Source organism: Mesorhizobium sp. BR-1-1-10 (assembly GCF_020165595.1).
Taxonomy (GTDB): Bacteria; Pseudomonadota; Alphaproteobacteria; order Rhizobiales; family Rhizobiaceae; genus Mesorhizobium; species Mesorhizobium australicum.
The window spans coordinates 37,283-55,064 of record NZ_JAIUIL010000010.1; the positions used below are offsets into that span (position 1 = coordinate 37,283).

Consider the following 17,782-nt stretch of genomic DNA (forward strand, 5'->3'; position numbering starts at 1 on the left):
GACAGTACGGGGCCGAAGGCAGAGCTCTGGCAAACGAGGGGTGAGATGGATCCGATTTCCAAGTTCATGGTCGATCACAAGATCCCGATCGGCGCCTGGGGAAAGGCGTTCTTCGGTTTCCTTACCGACAATTTCGACACCGTCTTCAGGGCGTTCTCGAATGGCCTCAATTTTCTGCTCGACGGGCTGGTCAACATCCTGCTGATGGTGCCGCCGGTGCTGCTCGCTTTGGTGATTGCCGTCATCGCCTGGCTGCTGCAGCGTTCGCGCCCGCTCGCCATTGGCGTTTTCATCGGGCTGATCTTCATCATCAACCAGAACCTTTGGAAACAGACGGTGCAGACGCTGGTGCTGGTTGTCGCGGCGGCGGCGGCGGCGATGGCGATCGGCGTGCCGCTCGGCATCTGGGCCGCGCACAAGCCGAAGGTCTATCGCATCATGCTGCCGGTGCTCGACCTGATGCAGACGCTGCCGACCTTCGTCTACCTGATCCCGGTGCTGACGCTGTTCGGTCTTGGCAACGCGCCCGGCCTGATCGTCACCATCATCTTCGTCATCCCGACCGCGGTCCGGCTCACCCATCTCGGCGTCGTCTCGGTACCGAAGTCGATCATCGAGGCCGGCGAGGCCTTCGGCGCCACCAAGAGCCAGCTGTTGTGGAAGGTCGAGCTGCCCTCGGCGCTGCCGACCATCATGGCGGGTCTGACGCAGTCGATCATGCTGTCGCTGTCGATGGTGGTGTTCGCGGCCCTGATCGGCGCCGGCGGGCTCGGCACGGAAATCAACCGGGCGCTCGGTTCGCGCCGCATCGACCTGGGCCTTGAGGCCGGTCTCGCTATCGTCGTGCTCGCCATCGTGCTCGACCGGATGACCCGCATTGGCGTTGGAGGCAAGAAATGACCGTCGCCGTCGATTTCAGGAATGTCGATATCGTCTTCGGCGCCGACCAGGCCGGCTCGCTGGCGATGATCGACAAGGGCGCCACCCGGGCCGAAATCCTCGAGAAGACCGGCAATGTGCTCGGCTGCGCCGGCGCCAGCCTGACCGTGCATGAAGGCGAAATCTCGGTGCTGATGGGCCTGTCCGGTTCGGGCAAGTCGACGCTGCTTCGCGCGGTCAACCGGCTGAACTTGGTGTCGCGCGGCCAGGTGCTGGTGAAGGACGGTGACCGCACGGTCGATGTCGTCACCTGCGACGAGCCGACCCTGCGGCGGCTGCGCCAGAAGCAGGTGGCGATGGTGTTCCAGCAGTTCGGCCTGCTGCCATGGCGCACGGTGGAAGAAAATGTCGGGCTCGGCCTCGAACTCGCCGGCGTGCCGGACGCCGAGCGCAAGGAGCGGGTGCATCGCCAGCTCAAGCTGGTCAATCTCGACCAATGGTCGAACAAATACGCCCATGAGCTGTCGGGCGGCATGCAGCAGCGCGTCGGCCTGGCGCGTGCCTTCGCCACCGAGGCGCCTATCCTGTTGATGGACGAGCCGTTCTCGGCCCTCGACCCGCTGATCCGCACCAAGCTGCAGGACGAACTTCTGCAGCTGCAGGCGGAATTGAAGAAGACCATCATCTTCGTCAGCCACGATCTCGAGGAGGCACTGAAGATCGGCAGCCACATCACTATCATGGAGGGCGGCCGTATCGTCCAGACCGGCGCGCCGGAAGACATCGTGCTGCGCCCCGCCAACGATTATGTCCGCGACTTCATCGCCAATGTGAACCCGCTCTCGGTGCTGACCGCCTGGAACGTGATGCGCGACCGCCGCGATCTCGAACAGGGCAAGGACGGCTGGGTGTGGCTCGACCGGCGCAAGACGACGCGCTTCAAGATCGACGAACACGGGCTGGTGGCGGCGGCCGAGCGCGACGGCAAGCCGGCCGTATGGGTGTCCTGCGCCGATGTCGAGGGCCAGCCGGAGGAGTTGGCGCAAGTGTTCTGGGCCAATCCCGGCACCTCGCTGAAGACCGTGATGCTGGCCATGCACCGGTCGCAGACCGCACCCGTGGCGCTGTTCGACGACCAGTCGCGCTTCGTCGGCGCGATCGGCATCCGCGACGTGCTGAGCGCGGTGCTGCGGCGCTGATGCATGTCGCCCAAAAGTGACCTCGGTTTTGGGAAGACGACATGCACAAAAAACGAAGACTGAAGCGCGGCGCCTGATCCGCTTCGGCGCGACGCGCTTCAGGCGGCTATGTCCTAAGCCGCCATCGGCAGGCGCAACTCGGTCAGCAGGCCGCCGTCTGGATGGTTGGACAGGCGCACTTCGCCGCCCGCCGCGCGCGCGATGTTGCGGGCAATGGTCAGCCCCAGCCCGAGACCGCCGGTCTGGCGGTTGCGGGACTGTTCGAGACGCACGAAGGAGCCGAAGACGGCGTCGATCTGGGCCTGGGGAATGCCCGGTCCCTCGTCACGGATGGCGAGCGTGATCGTGCCGTCCAAGCGGCTGAGGCTGAGATGCGCCTGCTTGCCGTAGGTGACGGCGTTCTGCACCAGATTGGTGACGCAACGCTTGAGGGCCACCGGCCGCGCCATGCAGATCAGGCCGCGCGGGCGGACGTCGTCATTGTCGAAGGAAACCGTCTCGTAGCTGTCGGCGACCGATTCGACGAGCGACCAGAAATCGATCCGTTCGGCCTTCTCTTCCGTGACCTCGAATTTGGCGAAGTCTATCACGGAACTCGCGATGCTTTCGATGTCGGCGAGATCGTGGGCGAGCGCCTGGCGCGCCGGTGATCTGCGCAACAGCTCCAGGCGCAGCCGCATCCTGGTCATCGGCGTGCGCAGGTCGTGCGCGAGGGCCGCCGCCAGGTGCTCACGATCCTCGACATATTCGCGCAGCCTCGCCTGCATGGCGTTGATCGCCTTGGCGGCTGCGCGCACCTCGCGGCTGCCGCTCTCGGCGATCGGCGGGCTCTTTAGGTCGTTGCCGATCCGGTTGACGGCGGTTTCCATCATCCGGTAGGGCGCGGTCAGCCGGCGCAGCGACCAGATCGACATGATCACCACCAGCCCCGCGATCAGCGAATAGAGCGGCAGGCTATCGACGCTCAGGATCGGGCCGACGGGCGTGATCGGTTCGGTGAAATTCAGCCATTGGCCGTCGGCGAAGCGCAGCGAAGCCGTCAGCTTGTCGCTCTGGGCGAAATCGGCGGCCAGCACCAGAAGATCCCGCTCGACCTGGCCGATCTCGGGTCCCGGCGCCGCGCCGCCGGCATCGTCGGCTTCGCGCGTCGCCGGATCGCGCCGCACGCGCGCGTCGGTGATGCCGAACTTGGACAATCGGCCGACGAGAATGTCTTCCAGTTCGGCCAGTTCGTCGTCGCCGGCGATCGAGGAGGTGACGGCGGGCGTGTCCGAGACGGTGAGCGCGTAGGTGGAGTTGAACAGCCCGGTCGCCGTCGCCTTGCGCTCCTCCGGCGTGGCGTCGTGCATCAGCTGCACGAGCGAGAAGGCGCGGTCGTTGAGGCGGTAGAGGTCGACCACGTCGTTGGCGGCGGCGCGGTCGCGCGATACGATATAAAGCGTCGCGACCTGACTGATCAGCAGGCCGGCAATGACGATCAGCAGCACCCAGACAGGCAAGGTCTGCGGCAGGAAACGTCTCATTCGGATGTCGTCTCGGGCAGGAACTGGTAGCCGCCGCTGCGCACGGTGAGGATCAGTTTGGGCGTCTTGGGATCATCTTCCATCTTGCGCCGCAGCCTGGAGACAAGGATGTCGATGCTGCGGTCGAAGGAATAGTCGCTGTCGCCGCCGGACAGTTCGATGAGCTGATCGCGGGTCAGCACGCGCTGGGCGCTCTTGACGAAGGTCTGCAGGAGGTTGAACTCAGCCATGGTCAGTTCGACCCTGACGTCGTCGGGCGCGGTCAGCCGCCGCCGCGAGCAGTCCATCGTCCAGCCGGCGAAGTGGTAAATCTGCTTGGTGGTGGCGCGCTTGGGCTCGGCGGCGCCATTGCGCCGCAGCACGGCGCGGATGCGGGCCAGCAATTCGCGCGGGTCGAAGGGTTTGGGCACATAGTCGTCGGCGCCCATCTCGAGTCCGACGACGCGGTCGGTCGTCTCGGTGACGGCGGTCAGCATGATGATCGGCGTTGTATACTGGGCGCGGATGTCGCGGCACAGTTCCAGCCCGCTCCTGCCGGGCAGCATCACGTCAAGCACGATCAGATCCACCTGCGTGCGGCGCAGGATGGTTTCCATCTCGGTGCCGTCGGCGGCAACCGAGGTGTGCAGGCCCCGTTTCTGGAAGAACTCCTGAAGCAGGTCGCGAATGCCCTTGTCGTCGTCGACGATCAATATGTGTGTCTCGGATTTCACAGCTGCCCTGTCTGGTTTGCCGGCCACGCCATTCTTGGCTCGTGAGCCACACGATAGAATTCGGGCCGTATGTTGGCCAGTGCCTTGGTTTTCAAGGAAGAATGAATTCCGCCTTCTCCACATGAAGCAACGGCCAGCTTGGCGTGGCCTGGCCAGACACAATCCAGAAACAAAATTCTACAATCGGGAAAAACTCCTGAAAAGGTAGGCCGGCATAACGGTGCCGTGGCGGTCAGGTCATCGGCTGCGACGCTAGTCTCCGGGTTCACGGATAAACCGATGCCAAGATTGTCGATCAGTTTGTTGGGAGTTTTGCTGGGCCTTGGCCTGCTCACTGCCGCTGTCGACCAATCCGACGCAAAGGCGCCGCTGACCCGGAGCGAACGGTGCGCCAATCTCAGCCACCAATTTGATGAAGCCCTCGAAACCCATGCCACGGCAACGCAGGTCACCGCGGCAAAGGCACTTCAGAGAAAGGGTAACCGGTACTGCGCCGCCAAGAAACAGGCGCAGGGCATCCGGATGCTCGCCAATGCTTTGAAGCTGCTTGGAGTGACACCGAACGACCCGGTCCAGTGACGCTCAAAACGACCCGCACAAAAAAAGGAAAACGAAGCCATGAAAAAATCCCTCCTGTCCGCCCTTGGTCTCGCCGTCGCTCTCGCCTTCTCGATGCCCGTTCTCGGCAACGCTGCCGCGACCACGACCGCTGCCCCGGCCGCTGCCACCACGACCACCGCTCCGGCTGCTGCCGCGACGACCACTGCTCCGGCCAAGGCTGCTCCGAAGAAGGTCGCCAAGAAGGCCGTTTGCAAGGTGACCAAGAAGCACAAGTGCCCGGTCAAGAAGGCTCCCGCAATGGCGGCTCCCGCGAAGGCGGCCCCTGCGAAGGCTGCTCCCAAGAAGCCCTGATCAGCTTCGAGGTTAGTTCTAGCAAGGCCGCCCCCCCCCCCAACCCGCGGGGGGGGGGGGGCCCTTCTGCCAAGGGCATGGTCGATGAGCTGAACGCCGGCGGCTTCCAGCCACGCATCTCGATCGTGCTTAACCCGTTTGCAATGCCGGCCCTGTAGGACAATCCGCATGAAGAAGCGGCTTTCGTCCATTTTTCGCTCTATGGTGATCGGCGGCCTGGTTGCCACCGGCGTCGCCAGGGTGCTGATTCTGCTCACCGCCAGCCCCGTGCCGGATCCTGCAAGCGGGCGCACCGAGCCTTCGCTATTCGCACCGGCGATTTCCAGCAACTGGGATTACATCACGCCGGTGCAGGCATGGCTTTTGATCGTGCTCGCCGGCGTGACGCTGATCTGTGTTGTCGGATGGCCGATCGCGGCATGGCTGGAACGCCGGGCGGATGCCGACCCAACGCGCCGCGTCTTCGGCCGTCAGGGCCGTTGAACCGCGACCGACAATTCCCCACATGATCCCGGAGGACCGGGCCCGCCCGCCGACGGTCCGTAAATGGACGATCACTGCCGCCCGTGGCAAAATGCGGACTTAAGCTGATCGCGAAAACAGTCGGGTCGAATGCCTGAAATCACCACAAAACCGCGCACCAAGGTCAAACCGCAGACAGAGCGGCCGAAGCTCTACAAGGTCATCCTCGTCAATGACGACTTCACGCCGCGCGAATTCGTGGTGACGGTGCTGAAGGGCGAGTTCAAGCTTTCGGAGGACCAGGCGCACCGGGTCATGATCACCGCGCACCAGCGTGGCGTCTGCGTGGTCGCGGTCTTCACCCGGGATGTCGCCGAGACCAAGGCGACGCGGGCCACCGACGCCGGCAAGGCCAAGGGCTACCCGCTGCTGTTCACGACGGAACCGGAGGAGTGAGGAGGGGCTCGTCATAGCCTTGGTTTCGACGATTGGCGAAACCACTCGCGATAGCGTCGCTCTCCGCGTCACTACACGGGGAGAAAGTAAGAGCGCACCGCTCTATCGTCCCTCGCGGTACCACATCGAACCCATCGCCAGGAGCAACAGGCCCAGGCCAAGGAAGCCGCCGAACAGTGGCACGCGCGACACGGCCTTGAGCACACTGTCATCGGTGGTGCGCAGGCCGATCCAGTCGCTGCCCGACGCCTCGCCGGCCGAGCGCACCGGCACGATGGAAGGCAGCGTCACGTCGCTGCCCGCGGCAGACGCCAACCGGCGCACGCTGCCGCCGGTGGCTTCCGCCGGCGCCTTCAGCCGCTCCTGCGTGGAGACGACGTCGGCGAATTCCGGAGCGTTGACCGGTCCGACATGGGCAAGCGCGGTGAGATCGCCATTGGCGACCTGGAAGAGGCCGATTTCGCTGGTCTGGACGCTGCCGAGGAAGACGCCGGGCTCGGACTTGTCGAGCTTGACGGCGAGCGTCTTGCCGGAGGGGGTGATGATCTGCGCCGGGCCGGGATCGTCGGCCATGGTCTGGCGGCGGATCTCCAGCACCATGCCGCGTCCCTCGGCGGTCAGCCGCTCTTCCTCGAGTTCGGGCTCCTTCATCAGCCAGTGGGCGATGCGCCGGTAGAGCTGGACATGCGGGCCGCCGCCCTCGAAGCCGCGCGCCCACAGCCAGCCCTGGTCGGACAGAAGCATGCCGACGCGGCCTTCGCCCTTGCGGTCGAGCAGCAGCAGCGGCCGGTTGTCGGCGCCCTTCATCACCACTTCACCCTGCGGATTCTGCACACCGATGGTGCGGAACCAGCGGCTCCAGTGCGGCGGCTCGGTGGCCGAACCGTCGAGGCCGCGCGTCACCGGGTGACGCTGACCGAGTTCGGTGAGGCGGGGATAAAAGGCCTTGTCGACGACCTCGCCGGTCGGCATGGCCGGCAGCGCCGACATCAGCGGCGTGCGTGCGATCGAAGCCTCGCCGGCATATTCGGGACCGGCGGCGATCAGCAGCGCGCCGCCCTTTTCGACATATTCGGAGATGTAGTCGTAATAGAGGATCGGCAGCACGTCGCGGTGCTGGTAGCGGTCGAAGATGATGAGGTCGAAATCCTTGATCTTCTCGACGAACAGCTCGCGGGTCGGGAAGGCAATCAGCGACAATTCGTTGATCGGCGTGCCGTCCTGCTTTTCCGGCGGCCGCAGGATTGTGAAATGGACGAGATCGACCGAGGCGTCGGATTTCAACAGATTGCGCCAGGTGCGCTCGCCCGCATGCGGTTCGCCCGAAACGAGCAGAACGCGCAGGTTCTCGCGGATGCCGTCGACCAGCGCGATGGCGCGGTTGTTGGTGTCGGTCAGTTCGCCCGGCTCACGGTCGATGGCAAGTTCGATGATGTTGCGGCCAGCACCCGGGATGGTCACCTGCAGCGGCATGGCCTGGCCGACCGTGGCATGCTCGACCGAAACCTGCTCGCCATTGACCGAGACCCGCACATCGACCGGTCCGGTCTCGTTTTCGGTCGAGATGACGCGATAGCTCATGTCGAGCGGCTTGCCGACGAGGCCGAAACGCGGCGCGTTCTCGAAACGTATACGGCGGTCCTTCTCATGGTCGTTGCCGGTGATCAGGGCATGCAGCGGGGCGTTGAACTCGGGCTTGCCCGACGGCGTGTCATGCACCTCGCCGTCGGTGACCATGATGGCGCCGCCGATGCGCGAGGGCGGCACGTCGCGGAAGGCGCCTTCCAGCGCTCCGAACAGCCGCGTTTCCGTGCGCTCCTCGGCGGCGTCGGATTTGCCGGCCTCGACGACACGGACGTCGAACTGCTTGAAGCGGCCAAGACGCTGCTGCAACCCGGCCACGGCCTCGTCGGTCTGCCTGGTACGGTCGCCAATGTCCTGGCTCTGGCTGCGGTCGACGACCAGCGCGACGACGCTTTTCAGCGGCTCGCGCTCCTCGTTGAGGAATACGGGGTTGAAGATGGCGGCGGCGAGCGCCAGCAGGGCGACCAGGCGCAGGACCGCGCCGCGCTGGCGAAACCAAAGGCCGACGAGCGCCAGCAGCGCCAACGGTACCAGCACCAGGGCCAGCAGCGGCCAGGATAGAAGCGGTTCGAAGGAGATAGACCAGTTCATGCTTCATCCTCTCCGTTGTGGAGAGAGTTGACCCGCCGTGGAGGGTAAGAACGTCATCCTACTGCCCCAGACGTTCGAGCAGGATGGGAACATGCACCTGGTCGGATTTGTAGTTGCCGGTCAGCATGTACATCATGATGTTGACGCCGGCGCGCAGCGCGTAGACCCGCTGCATCGGATCGTTTGGTACGGTCGGCAGCAGCGGATCGCCATTCTCGTCAACCGCCCAGGCGCCGGCGAAATCATTGGCGGTGATCATGATCGGCGATACGCCGTCGCCGGTGCGCACCGGTCGGTTGTCGGCATTGCTGGCATCGAGCGATGCCTCGACCCAGAGCGGGCTGCCGGCAAAGCGGCCGGGAAACTCGGGCAGGATGAAGAAGGATTTGGTCAGCACATGGTCCGACGGCACCGGCTCCAGTGGCGGCACGTTCAAGTTGCCGAGGATGTCGCGCAGCCGCTCGGTCGCCGGGCTGGTGGAATCGGCACCGATGCCGTTGGCGAACTGGTCGCGGGTGTCGAACAGCACGGTGCCGCCCTGCTGCATATAGGCGTCGATGCGGGCGATCGCGGCCTGGCTCGGCATCGGTGCCGCCGGATCGATCGGCCAGTAAATCAGGGGATAGAAGGACAGTTCGTCCTTCGAGATATCGACGCCGGCCGGCGCCCCCGGCTCCAAGGCGGTCTTCTCGATCAGGAAGCGGGTCAGACCCTCGAGCCCGGCGCGGCTGATCGAATCGACACCCGGGACGCCTGTCAGCACATAGGCGATGCGGGTTTTCGAAATCGCCTCGATAGCGACCTGATCGCCCGGCTTGGCATCGTCGGCGCGCGCGACATCGGCATGGCCGAACAGTGCGCCAAGCGCGATCAGCACGGCGGCTGTGGTCGCGGCCGCACCGGCACGGCGCGGCCGGCGCGAAAAGAGGCCGCCCATCCACAACACCGCCAGCGTGTCGAGCAGCATCAGCAGCAGAGCCGCCGCGACCAGCGTGCCCTTCAGGTTGCGCGATTCATCGAAGGCGTACTGGACGGTGGTAACAGGCACCGTCACTTGCGGGCGCGCCAGCGGGGCAAAGGTGCTTGAGGCGTCGAGCAGATTGTGGGCGAAGACGCCGGTCTCCGAGCCGTAGAGGCCAGGCGGGTTCTCGAAGGTGACCGGCAGTGGTCCTGCGCCCGGCACCAGCGGCCGTGCATCCGGTGTCGGCGGCACCAGCGAGCCGTCTGCCGCGATCATCCGATAGGGCGCCAGCGACGTGGCGGCGGCTTCGGCATTGGCGATCGCCGCGCCCTGGTTGCGCGACAATTGCACGATGCGGCGCAGCATCTCCACGAAACTGCCCGATATGGGCAGGTTCGACCACGTCGCCTCGGGCGTGACATGGAACAGCACCAGCGTGCCCTTGCCCTTCTTCAGCCCGGTCACCAGCGGCGTGCCGTCGGCAAGAGCCGCCCAGGTGCGCTCGACGATGTCGGGTGTCGGTTCGGCCAGCACCTGCCTGGTCACCGTGACCTCGGTCGGCGGCGCCAGGTCGGCGAAGGGGCCGGCCTTGGGAAATTCGGTGACCGGCTGCGGCGAGGTCCATGACAGCGCTCCGCCGAGCGAACGCTCGCCGGTGCGCAGGCGGACCGGCAGCAAATCGTCGTCATTGCCGGCAGCGGCCAGCCGCGAGCCGGCGAAACGCACGAGCGTGCCGCCATTGTCGACCCAGTCGACCAGTCTTTGCCGGACCTGTGCGGGAATGGTGCCGATATCGGCCATGACGATCATCGCCGGCTTCTGGTCGAGGATCTGCGGGATGGCGTCGGCGAGATCGGCGCTGGAGGGCTCGACCAGATCGGCGAAGGGCTGCAGCGCGCGCCTGATGTAGTAGAGCGGCGACAGAAGCGGCTGCGCCTGGTCGGACTCGGCTTGCGACAACAGCCCGACGCGGCGGCGTTTGGAGCTTTCGTCGAGCACGCGCACGGCACCTGCATGCCGTTCGCCATCGAGCGCGATCGAGGCGAAGTCGTTGCGCAATTCGAACGGCACCGCCATGGTGCCGGTGGCCGTGGCTTCGCCCGGCGCGAAGGTCAGGGTCGCATCGGCGATGCGGCGGCCCTTGTCGTCGAATGCGCCGGCGGTGACCTGCGCCGGGGCGGGATCGCCGGGCGCGCGGATGGCGGTCAAACCAAAGCCATCAACCTGGTTTTCGGCTGATGTCAGGCCAGTCAGCGACAGCCGGTCGGCCACCGCCCAGACGATGCGGGCGGCATTTTTCGACAACAGCGTGTTGAAGGCGGCCTCGTCGCCCCTTGCCGCCAGGCCATCGGCCAGCACGGCGACGCTGGCGCCTGGCAAGGTTTCCAGCATGCCGGCCACGCGCGCATAGACGGCGGGCCGGTCGGTCGGGATCGGCCGCGGCTTGGCGGCGCGCAGCCGGTCGAGCGCGGCGGCGGCATCGAAGGGGCCGATCTCGGCATTGGGCTTTTCGGCGGTGAAGGCGATGATAACAGGCACGCCGTTCGAGCCGGCGTCCTTGATCAGCCGCTCGGCGGTGGCGACGCGCTTGTTCCAGTCGGCGGCACTCGCCCAATCATTGTCGATGACCAGGGCAAGCGCGGCACCCTCGGCCGGCAGCTTTTCGCGCGGGTTGAACACCGGTTCGGCCAATGCCGCGACGACGAGGGCGGCCATCAGCAGCCTGAGCAGCGTCAGCCACCAGGGGCTGCGCTGCGGGGTTTCCTCACGCCTCAGCACACGGGCCAGGATCTTCAGCGGCGGGAACACCTCGGTCTGCGGCTTGGGCGGGGTGAGCCTGAGCAGCCACCAGATCACCGGTAGCGCCAGCAGGCCCCACAGCACCATCGGAGCGCCGAAGGAGAGCGGCAGCCAGCTCATGCGACCGCCTTTCCAGGCTGATCGCCCTTGGCGATCAGCCTAGGCTGATCGCCGGCAATGATACCGGCATGCCCGCCATCGGCGGTCATCGCCATGTGCAGGCGCACCAGCGCGTCGGACGCGAGCCGGTCGGTGTGGTTGACGGTAAAGCTCCAGCCAAGCCGCTTGCACCAGCCGGCCAACTCCTGGCGGCGAGCGGTGTAGAGCAGGCGGTATTCATCGGCCAGCATCTCGGCGCGGCCGGCAGTCAGCTTGTCGCCGGTCTCGGGATCGGTGAACTCGGTGCGGCCGGCATAGGGGAAGGTTTCCTCGGCCGGGTCGGCAACCTCGATCAGATGGGCGCGCACGCCATGGCGGGCGAGCACGTCGAGCCAGGCCATGGTCTCCTCGACGGGGTCGAGGAAATCGCTGGCGATGACGATGTCGCAGAAGCGCCTGATGTTGGAGAGATCGGGTTTTGCCGGCAGTTCGCCGGCATGCATGAGCTGGGCGGCGATGCGCTCGGCGCCGTTGCGGGCGGTGAATGGATCGGTCAGATCAGGCCAGGCGATGCGTTCGCCGCTGCGTGACAAAAGCTCGGCCATGGCCAAGGTCAGCACCAGCGCGCGCGATTGCTTGGAAACGCCGGCTCCCGTCGATTTGTATAGCATGGATGGCGAGGGGTCGGCCCACAGCCAGACGGTGTGGGCGGCTTCCCATTCGCGGTCGCGCACATAGGTGTGGTCGTCGCGGGCCGAGCGGCGCCAGTCGATGCGCGAGGCGTCGCCTTCGACATAAGGCCGGAACTGCCAGAAATTCTCGCCTATGCCGCGCTTGCGGCGGCCATGCCAGCCGGCGATCACGGTGTTGACGATACGGCGTGCCTCGACCAGCAGGTCGGGAACCAGCGAAGCCCGCAACCGGCCTCGGGCGAGCGCATCGCGCGTCGCTGCCGGGGCCTGGACTTCGCCGATACGCGCCATCAAATGCCTTTCACAAGCTTCGCCACCACGTCGCGCACGCTGGTGCCCTCCGCGCGGGCGGCGAAGGTCAGCGCCATGCGATGCTGCAGCACCGGTTCGGCCAGCGCCCTGACATCGTCGACCGAAGGCGCCAGGCGTCCGTCGTAGAGCGCGCGGGCCCTGGTGCACAGCATCAGCGCCTGGCTGGCGCGCGGGCCCGGGCCCCAGGCGACATGCTTGTCCGTGTCGGCATTGCCCTGGCCCGGACGCGCCGAGCGCACCAGGGTAAGGATCGCCTCGACGACGCTTTCGGGTACCGGCATGCGGCGGATCAGTGTCTGGATCTCCTTCAGCCGCGCCGGCTGCAGCACGTTCTGGGCTTTCGCGTCCTCGACGCCGGTGGTTTCCAACAGGATGCGGCGCTCGGCCTCGATTTCGGGGTACAAGATGTCGACCTGCATCAGGAAGCGGTCGAGCTGGGCTTCGGGCAGCGGATAGGTGCCTTCCTGCTCCAGCGGGTTCTGCGTCGCCAGCACATGGAAGGGGGAAGGCAGGTCGTAGCGCGCGCCGGCAATGGTGACATGATATTCCTGCATCGCCTGCAGCAGCGCCGACTGCGTGCGCGGCGAGGCGCGGTTGATCTCGTCGGCCATCAGCAGCTGGGCGAAGATCGGCCCGGAAATGAAGCGGAACGAGCGCTTGCCGGTCTCGTCCTGCTCCATGACCTCGGAGCCGAGGATGTCGGACGGCATCAGGTCGGGCGTGAACTGGATGCGGCGCGAATCGAGCCCCAGCACGACGCCCAGCGTCTCCACCAGCTTGGTCTTGGCGAGGCCCGGCACACCGACCAGAAGCGCATGGCCGCCGGCAAGCAGCGCCACCAGCGTACGCTCGACGACGTTCTCCTGGCCGAAGATCACCCGGCCAACCCCGTCACGGATCCTGGAGATGTCGGCAAGTGCCTTCTCGGCCTCGGCGACCATGTCCGTTTCGCTGATCGGGCTTTCCTTGACCATCACGCTCATGCCGCATCGATCCCTTTGGTTGGAAATGCCATGGTTTGGAAATGCTGGCCCGCACCATACCATAGACTGCCGCGATTCGGCCTCGCGGAGCGCCTATGGTTGAACTTAAATCACAGACTTAGGCTGACAAGCGGAACAACAGTGACTATTTCGTGACGATGAGCGAACACCACGAACATCGCCAACAAAGCCTTACGCAGGCCACCGAGGCTCGGGGCCTCGAGGCGCTGATCTCGCGCGCGGCCCGCGCAGGCAAGGGCGCGGCGCCGGTCGAGCGCTGGAATCCCGACTTTTGCGGCGATCTCGACATGGAAATCAAGGCCGACGGCACCTGGTTCTACCTGGGCACGCCGATCGGCCGCATGCCGCTGGTGCAGCTTTTCTCCTCCGTGCTGCGCAAGGACGCCGACGGCAGGACCTATCTGGTGACGCCGGTGGAAAAAGTCGGCATCCGCGTCGCCGATGCGCCTTTCGTCGCCGTCGAGATGGATGTTTCGGGCGAAGGCGAGGATCAGGTCATCACCTTCCGCACCAATGTCGGCGACGTGATCGAGGCCGGACCGGAGCGGCCGCTGCGCTTCGTCGACGAGAACGGGACCGGCGGTTTGAAGCCGTATCTGCTGGTGCGCGGCAGGCTGGAGGCGCTTGTGGCGCGGCCGGTCATGTACGAACTGGTCGGGCATGGCGAGGAGATCGAAATCGACGGCAGGACGATGTTTTCGGTGCGCTCCAAGAACGCCGTGTTTCCGATCATGCCGGCCGATCAGTTGAAGCGGTTGAGCGAATGATGGACCAGGTATCGCCGGCGCCGTTTTCGTCGGCGGATTTTCGCGCGCGCTTTGCCGCGCAGCCGGAGGCGCATGCCGGCGGCGACTATGGCGATCACCGCTTCAATCCCGGCCATCCACGCCTCAACCCTGGCAAGCCGCTGCGCAACGCCGCGGTGCTGATCCCGGTGGTCGACCATGACGGCGAGGCGACGGTTCTGCTGACCAAACGGGCCGAAAAACTCCGCAATCATTCCGGGCAAGTGGCTTTCCCGGGCGGCACGATCGATGCGACCGACGCAAGCCCGGAGGCGGCGGCACTGCGCGAGACCTTCGAGGAGATCGGCCTTGGCCAGGATCGCATCGAGATCATCGGCCGGATGCCCGATTACGTCGCCGGCAGCGGCTATCGCATCGCGCCGGTGCTTGGCATCGTGCGGCCACATTTCCAGCTGACCCTGAACGCGGATGAGGTCGACGCCGCCTTCGAAGTGCCGCTGCGCTTCCTGATGGACGCGGCCAACCACAAGCGCGACAGCCGCATCTGGAACGATCTCGAATGGTTCTTCTACGACATGCCCTATGGCGACCGGCGCATCTGGGGTGTCACCGCCGGGATCATCCGCACACTGTATGAAAGGCTCTATGCGTGAGTGTTTCGATCGCGGGCAGGGCGGACTGGCTCTTCGACAAGCATCTGCAGCGCCTGCTTGGCGCGCTCACCGAAGGCGGTGAAGAGGCGCGCATCGCCGGCGGCGCCGTACGCAACGTGCTGATGGGCCAGCCTGTCACCGACATCGACATAGCAACCTCTTGCCTGCCGCGGGAAACCATTCGCCGCGCCGAGGCGGAAGGCTTCAAAGCGGTGCCGACCGGTATCGAGCACGGCACCATCACGGTGGTCGCCGATGGCAAACCTTATGAAATCACCACCTTGCGCGCCGATGTCGAGACCGATGGCCGTCGCGCCAAGGTGTCGTTCGGGCGCGACTGGAAGCTCGACGCCGAGCGGCGCGACTTCACCATCAACGCGCTCTATGCGGAGGCCGACGGCAGCGTTGTCGACCTTGTCGGCGGCATCGCCGACATCGAGGCGCGCCGGCTGCGCTTCATCGGCGACCCGGAGGCACGCATCCGTGAGGATTATCTGCGCATCCTGCGCTTCTTCCGCTTCTTCGCCTGGTATGGCGAAGGCCGGCCCGACGCCGAGGGGCTGAAGGCCTGCGCCCGGTTGAAGGAAGGCCTCGCCCAACTCTCGGCGGAGCGCATCTGGTCCGAACTGAAAAAGCTCTTGTCCGCACCCGATCCCTCGCGGGCGCTGCTCTGGATGCGGCAGGCCGGTGTCTTGACCGCCGCGCTGTCGGAAAGCGAGAAATGGGGCATCGATGCGATCCACGGATTGACCAGGGCCGAGAAGGACCTGGGCTGGGCGGTGGATCCGATGCTGCGGCTGGAGGCGATGGTGCCGCCGGATACGGCGCGCATGAAGACGCTTGCGGAGCGGCTGAAATTCTCGACCGCCGAAGCGGATCGCCTGCGCCATTGGTCGATGGCAACCGCGGTCGAACCGAAGACGACCGAGGGCGAATTGGCGAAACGGCTCTATCGCGGCGACCGCCAAGGATTTGTCGACCGCCTGCGGCTTTCGCTTGCGGCGGCGCGGGTGCGGGCCGTCGAAGACAATGAAGCGCTGCTCGAAGCCGGCGGCTTTTCGCGCCTGCTTTCCTTTGCGCTCAAATGGAAAAGGCCCGAATTTCCGCTGCGAGGCGCCGATCTGACCGCGCTCGGCGCAACCCCGGGGCCGAAGCTCGGCGAGATCCTCAAGAACCTGGAAGCGGAATGGATCGATGCGAGTTTCACGCCCGATCGCGACGCACTGATCAAGCGCGCCGCGGAGGCACTTGAAGGCTGATGAGGATCATGCCGCGTCGCGGACCTTCTCAATTCGGGAGCGGATAGCCTCGATCATCGTCTCGCGGATGGTCGTTTCGCCATGTGTCTCACGCATATGCTCGACGGCACGGCGCATCACTTCGGCCTCCTCGCCGGCACGAGTATGCCACTCACAGCCGGGAACCAGCGACCCGCAGTGAAATTCCTTCATCGGATTTCTCCTTTTCCTCCGTGGAGCCTGCGAGGCTCCGGTACTTTTTTGGCTCATGATCCGACTTTTCCGATCATGGGCGGGGGTGAGAACCATAACACAGATGGTGTGATATTGGTTGCGGTCAACGGTGAAAGGGCGGAGCAGCGCTGCTCCGCCCTCTTACGCTAGCCCGGCGGGCAGGCCGTCACTTCACGATCTTGACTGCCTCGGCAACTTTGTCCTTGCCGCTCATGTCCCACGAAATTCTGACCTTCTCGCCGACCTTCAGGCCAGGATCCTTGAAGGTTTGGGGAAGCGTAAAAGACGATCCATTGTCGAGAACCAGGCTCTTGGCCGTCGCATCGAAGCTCTTGACCGTTCCGGTGGTGTGCTTGACGGCGGCGAACGCCACCGAACCGGAAGCAAGAAAGGCAGCCGCGGCAGCGGAAACAATGATCTTTCTCATGCTGATATACTCCTGGGAAAGCGGCCATCCTTTGACGAAGATGATCCGCATCGTCTTCGGGCCGTCCGGTCGCGTCGAGTCGCGGTTCGCCTGTTCCGACGCAATTCCGAAGGGAAAACCGCATTTTCCTGGAATTGCCCTCAGGCAAACCACCGGCGCTTCCCGACCCGAATGCGATAACTAACCCAGCTTTTTCAGATGGATATTAGACGAAAAAGATATTCATTGCGTCACATTCCGCGCCCAGATTCGAACAATGGGACATCAATGCGGCCTCACATCGCGCTCACAATTTTTTTATGGCCAGCGCACCTCCGGCGGCAGGCTGGACAGGATCGAGGCGACATTGCCGCCGGTCTTGAGCCCGAAGATGGTGCCGCGATCGTGAAGAAGGTTGAATTCGACATAGCGGCCGCGGCGAACGAGCTGTTCGTCGCGGTCGCCATCGGTCCAGTTCTCGTTGAAGTTGGCGCGCACGAGGTGGCCGTAGACCACGAGAAAAGAGCGCCCGACATCCTGGACGAAGTTGAAATTGGCATTCCAGCCGCCCTTCTCTTCTTCCGGATGCAGGTAGTCGAAGAAGATGCCGCCGGTGCCGCGCGGCTCGTTGCGGTGCGGCAGGAAGAAGTACTCGTCGCACCAAGCCTTGAATTTCGGATAGTCGGCGACGGCGGCATTCTTCTCGCAAGCGAATTGCATGGCACGCTGGAAGGCTATCGTGTCGGGATCATCCTGGGTGCGGCGGCGGTCGAGCACCGGCGTCAGGTCGGCGCCGCCGCCGAACCACTGGCGCGAGGTCACCACCATGCGGGTGTTCATATGCACGGCCGGAACGTTGGGGTTCCAGGGGTGCGCGATCAGTGAAATGCCCGATGCCCAGAAGCGCGGGTCTTCCTCGGCGCCTGGCATCTGCTTCCTGAACTCGGGCGAGAACTCGCCATGAACAGTCGAAGTGTGGACGCCGACCTTCTCGAAGACGCGGCCGTGCATCATCGACATGGTGCCGCCACCGCCCTTGCCGTGATCGCGCTCCCAGGGCGTCTTTTCGAAACGGCCCGGTGACCACGAAGCCAGCGGCCCGCCGAGATCCTGCTCGATCTGCTCGAAAGCGCCGCAGATGCGCTCGCGCAGCGCCTCGAACCAAAGCCGGGCCTTCATCTTCTTTTCTTCGATGTCGACAGGCAGCCCCGCCGGTATTTCAGGTCGTTCCAAGTGCCGTCTCCGGTTGCGGGGCGGTGAGTCGACAAAAGACTCGTCTTTTCCGGGCGCGATCCCTAATCTCTTAAGGGACAGGGTC

General features: G+C 65.0%; 18 protein-coding genes. 9 read left to right on the top strand and 9 right to left on the bottom strand.

Going from position 1 to position 17,782, the window contains the following annotated elements; all coding sequences use genetic code 11:
* Nucleotides 1–45: 45 nt before the first annotated feature.
* Entirely contained in the window at nucleotides 46–900 is an 855-nt protein-coding gene (gene choW, locus LB555_RS21460) for a choline ABC transporter permease subunit (RefSeq protein WP_140665124.1), read from the top strand.
* On the top strand, nucleotides 897–2,078 hold the full coding sequence (choV, locus tag LB555_RS21465) for a choline ABC transporter ATP-binding protein (protein WP_224683698.1): 1,182 nt from the start codon (nucleotides 897–899) through the stop codon (nucleotides 2,076–2,078). The genes choW and choV overlap by 4 nt, the downstream gene beginning before the upstream one ends.
* Nucleotides 2,079–2,191: 113 nt before the next feature.
* Here choV and LB555_RS21470 read toward each other — a convergent pair whose 3' ends face one another.
* Both LB555_RS21470 and LB555_RS21475 read right to left on the bottom strand, forming a co-directional pair.
* Nucleotides 2,192–3,601, bottom strand: coding sequence for an ATP-binding protein (locus LB555_RS21470; protein WP_015316048.1), 1,410 nt, complete (start codon nucleotides 3,599–3,601; stop codon nucleotides 2,192–2,194).
* Entirely contained in the window at nucleotides 3,598–4,314 is a 717-nt protein-coding gene (locus LB555_RS21475) for a response regulator (protein ID WP_015316049.1), read from the bottom strand. Before LB555_RS21475 ends, LB555_RS21470 begins: the two co-directional genes overlap by 4 nt.
* A 279-nt stretch (nucleotides 4,315–4,593) precedes the next feature.
* Here LB555_RS21475 and LB555_RS21480 point away from each other — a divergent pair, with 279 nt between their 5' ends.
* From LB555_RS21480 to clpS, 4 genes are all read left to right on the top strand, one after another.
* A complete protein-coding gene (locus LB555_RS21480; protein ID WP_015316050.1) occupies nucleotides 4,594–4,893 on the top strand; it encodes a hypothetical protein in 300 nt (99 codons plus the stop codon).
* Nucleotides 4,894–4,932: 39 nt separating this feature from the next.
* The gene (locus LB555_RS21485; RefSeq protein ID WP_140665121.1) at nucleotides 4,933–5,226 is read left to right on the top strand and encodes a hypothetical protein; all 294 of its coding nucleotides are present in this window, start codon (nucleotides 4,933–4,935) and stop codon (nucleotides 5,224–5,226) included.
* 168 nt (nucleotides 5,227–5,394) lie between these two features.
* Complete coding sequence (locus LB555_RS21490) at nucleotides 5,395–5,709, top strand: hypothetical protein (RefSeq protein ID WP_224683699.1); 315 nt, start codon at nucleotides 5,395–5,397, stop codon at nucleotides 5,707–5,709.
* Between the two features lie 129 nt (nucleotides 5,710–5,838).
* Nucleotides 5,839–6,144: an ATP-dependent Clp protease adapter ClpS gene (gene clpS / locus LB555_RS21495; protein ID WP_015316053.1), complete on the top strand. Its 306-nt coding sequence runs from the start codon at nucleotides 5,839–5,841 to the stop codon at nucleotides 6,142–6,144.
* A 102-nt stretch (nucleotides 6,145–6,246) separates the two neighbouring features.
* On the opposite strand, the gene LB555_RS21500 is transcribed toward clpS, so the two are convergent.
* From LB555_RS21500 to LB555_RS21515, 4 genes are read right to left on the bottom strand one after another with little or no spacing between them, the layout of a single operon-like run.
* Nucleotides 6,247–8,319, bottom strand: coding sequence for a hypothetical protein (locus LB555_RS21500; protein WP_224683700.1), 2,073 nt, complete (start codon nucleotides 8,317–8,319; stop codon nucleotides 6,247–6,249).
* Nucleotides 8,320–8,377: 58 nt separating this feature from the next.
* Entirely contained in the window at nucleotides 8,378–11,200 is a 2,823-nt protein-coding gene (locus tag LB555_RS21505) for a DUF4159 domain-containing protein (protein ID WP_224683701.1), read from the bottom strand.
* Nucleotides 11,197–12,162, bottom strand: a complete 966-nt coding sequence (locus LB555_RS21510) for a DUF58 domain-containing protein (protein ID WP_140617678.1) — start codon at nucleotides 12,160–12,162, stop codon at nucleotides 11,197–11,199. The genes LB555_RS21505 and LB555_RS21510 overlap by 4 nt, the downstream gene beginning before the upstream one ends.
* On the bottom strand, nucleotides 12,162–13,166 hold the full coding sequence (locus tag LB555_RS21515; RefSeq protein ID WP_023770308.1) for an AAA family ATPase: 1,005 nt from the start codon (nucleotides 13,164–13,166) through the stop codon (nucleotides 12,162–12,164). Before LB555_RS21515 ends, LB555_RS21510 begins: the two co-directional genes overlap by 1 nt.
* 158 nt (nucleotides 13,167–13,324) lie before the next feature.
* Between LB555_RS21515 and LB555_RS21520 the strand changes: the two genes are divergently transcribed.
* The 3 genes from LB555_RS21520 to LB555_RS21530 are packed head-to-tail and all read left to right on the top strand — an operon-like array spanning nucleotide 13,325 to nucleotide 15,845.
* A complete protein-coding gene (locus LB555_RS21520; protein ID WP_140823205.1) occupies nucleotides 13,325–13,954 on the top strand; it encodes a DUF1285 domain-containing protein in 630 nt (209 codons plus the stop codon).
* A complete protein-coding gene (locus LB555_RS21525; RefSeq protein WP_140617851.1) occupies nucleotides 13,954–14,586 on the top strand; it encodes a CoA pyrophosphatase in 633 nt (210 codons plus the stop codon). The genes LB555_RS21520 and LB555_RS21525 overlap by 1 nt, the downstream gene beginning before the upstream one ends.
* Nucleotides 14,583–15,845 carry a CCA tRNA nucleotidyltransferase gene (locus LB555_RS21530; RefSeq protein WP_140665109.1) on the top strand — a complete coding sequence of 421 codons (1,263 nt, stop codon included), beginning with the start codon at nucleotides 14,583–14,585 and terminating at the stop codon, nucleotides 15,843–15,845. The genes LB555_RS21525 and LB555_RS21530 overlap by 4 nt, the downstream gene beginning before the upstream one ends.
* A 6-nt stretch (nucleotides 15,846–15,851) precedes the next feature.
* On the opposite strand, the gene LB555_RS21535 is transcribed toward LB555_RS21530, so the two are convergent.
* The 3 genes from LB555_RS21535 to hemF form a co-directional block, all read right to left on the bottom strand.
* Nucleotides 15,852–16,037: a DUF1059 domain-containing protein gene (locus LB555_RS21535; RefSeq protein ID WP_015316061.1), complete on the bottom strand. Its 186-nt coding sequence runs from the start codon at nucleotides 16,035–16,037 to the stop codon at nucleotides 15,852–15,854.
* 187 nt (nucleotides 16,038–16,224) lie between these two features.
* Nucleotides 16,225–16,485: a DUF1344 domain-containing protein gene (locus LB555_RS21540; RefSeq protein ID WP_015316062.1), complete on the bottom strand. Its 261-nt coding sequence runs from the start codon at nucleotides 16,483–16,485 to the stop codon at nucleotides 16,225–16,227.
* A gap of 297 nt (nucleotides 16,486–16,782) precedes the next feature.
* Entirely contained in the window at nucleotides 16,783–17,697 is a 915-nt protein-coding gene (gene hemF / locus LB555_RS21545) for an oxygen-dependent coproporphyrinogen oxidase (RefSeq protein ID WP_224683702.1), read from the bottom strand.
* Between the last annotated feature and the right edge of the window lie 85 nt (nucleotides 17,698–17,782).

What these genes read in the sequence shown, in the direction of transcription:
- LB555_RS21540 (WP_015316062.1), bottom strand. Translation starts at nt 16,485, where the DNA reads ATGAGAAAGATCATTGTTTCCGCTGCCGCGGCTGCCTTTCTTGCTTCC.
- LB555_RS21515 (WP_023770308.1), bottom strand. Translation starts at nt 13,166, where the DNA reads ATGAGCGTGATGGTCAAGGAAAGCCCGATCAGCGAAACGGACATGGTC.
- LB555_RS21525 (WP_140617851.1), top strand. Translation starts at nt 13,954, where the DNA reads ATGGACCAGGTATCGCCGGCGCCGTTTTCGTCGGCGGATTTTCGCGCG.
- LB555_RS21485 (WP_140665121.1), top strand. Translation starts at nt 4,933, where the DNA reads ATGAAAAAATCCCTCCTGTCCGCCCTTGGTCTCGCCGTCGCTCTCGCC.
- LB555_RS21520 (WP_140823205.1), top strand. Translation starts at nt 13,325, where the DNA reads ATGAGCGAACACCACGAACATCGCCAACAAAGCCTTACGCAGGCCACC.
- LB555_RS21510 (WP_140617678.1), bottom strand. Translation starts at nt 12,162, where the DNA reads ATGGCGCGTATCGGCGAAGTCCAGGCCCCGGCAGCGACGCGCGATGCG.
- LB555_RS21470 (WP_015316048.1), bottom strand. Translation starts at nt 3,601, where the DNA reads ATGAGACGTTTCCTGCCGCAGACCTTGCCTGTCTGGGTGCTGCTGATC.
- choV (WP_224683698.1), top strand. Translation starts at nt 897, where the DNA reads ATGACCGTCGCCGTCGATTTCAGGAATGTCGATATCGTCTTCGGCGCC.
- LB555_RS21535 (WP_015316061.1), bottom strand. Translation starts at nt 16,037, where the DNA reads ATGAAGGAATTTCACTGCGGGTCGCTGGTTCCCGGCTGTGAGTGGCAT.
- LB555_RS21490 (WP_224683699.1), top strand. Translation starts at nt 5,395, where the DNA reads ATGAAGAAGCGGCTTTCGTCCATTTTTCGCTCTATGGTGATCGGCGGC.
- clpS (WP_015316053.1), top strand. Translation starts at nt 5,839, where the DNA reads ATGCCTGAAATCACCACAAAACCGCGCACCAAGGTCAAACCGCAGACA.
- LB555_RS21500 (WP_224683700.1), bottom strand. Translation starts at nt 8,319, where the DNA reads ATGAACTGGTCTATCTCCTTCGAACCGCTTCTATCCTGGCCGCTGCTG.
- LB555_RS21480 (WP_015316050.1), top strand. Translation starts at nt 4,594, where the DNA reads ATGCCAAGATTGTCGATCAGTTTGTTGGGAGTTTTGCTGGGCCTTGGC.
- choW (WP_140665124.1), top strand. Translation starts at nt 46, where the DNA reads ATGGATCCGATTTCCAAGTTCATGGTCGATCACAAGATCCCGATCGGC.
- LB555_RS21505 (WP_224683701.1), bottom strand. Translation starts at nt 11,200, where the DNA reads ATGAGCTGGCTGCCGCTCTCCTTCGGCGCTCCGATGGTGCTGTGGGGC.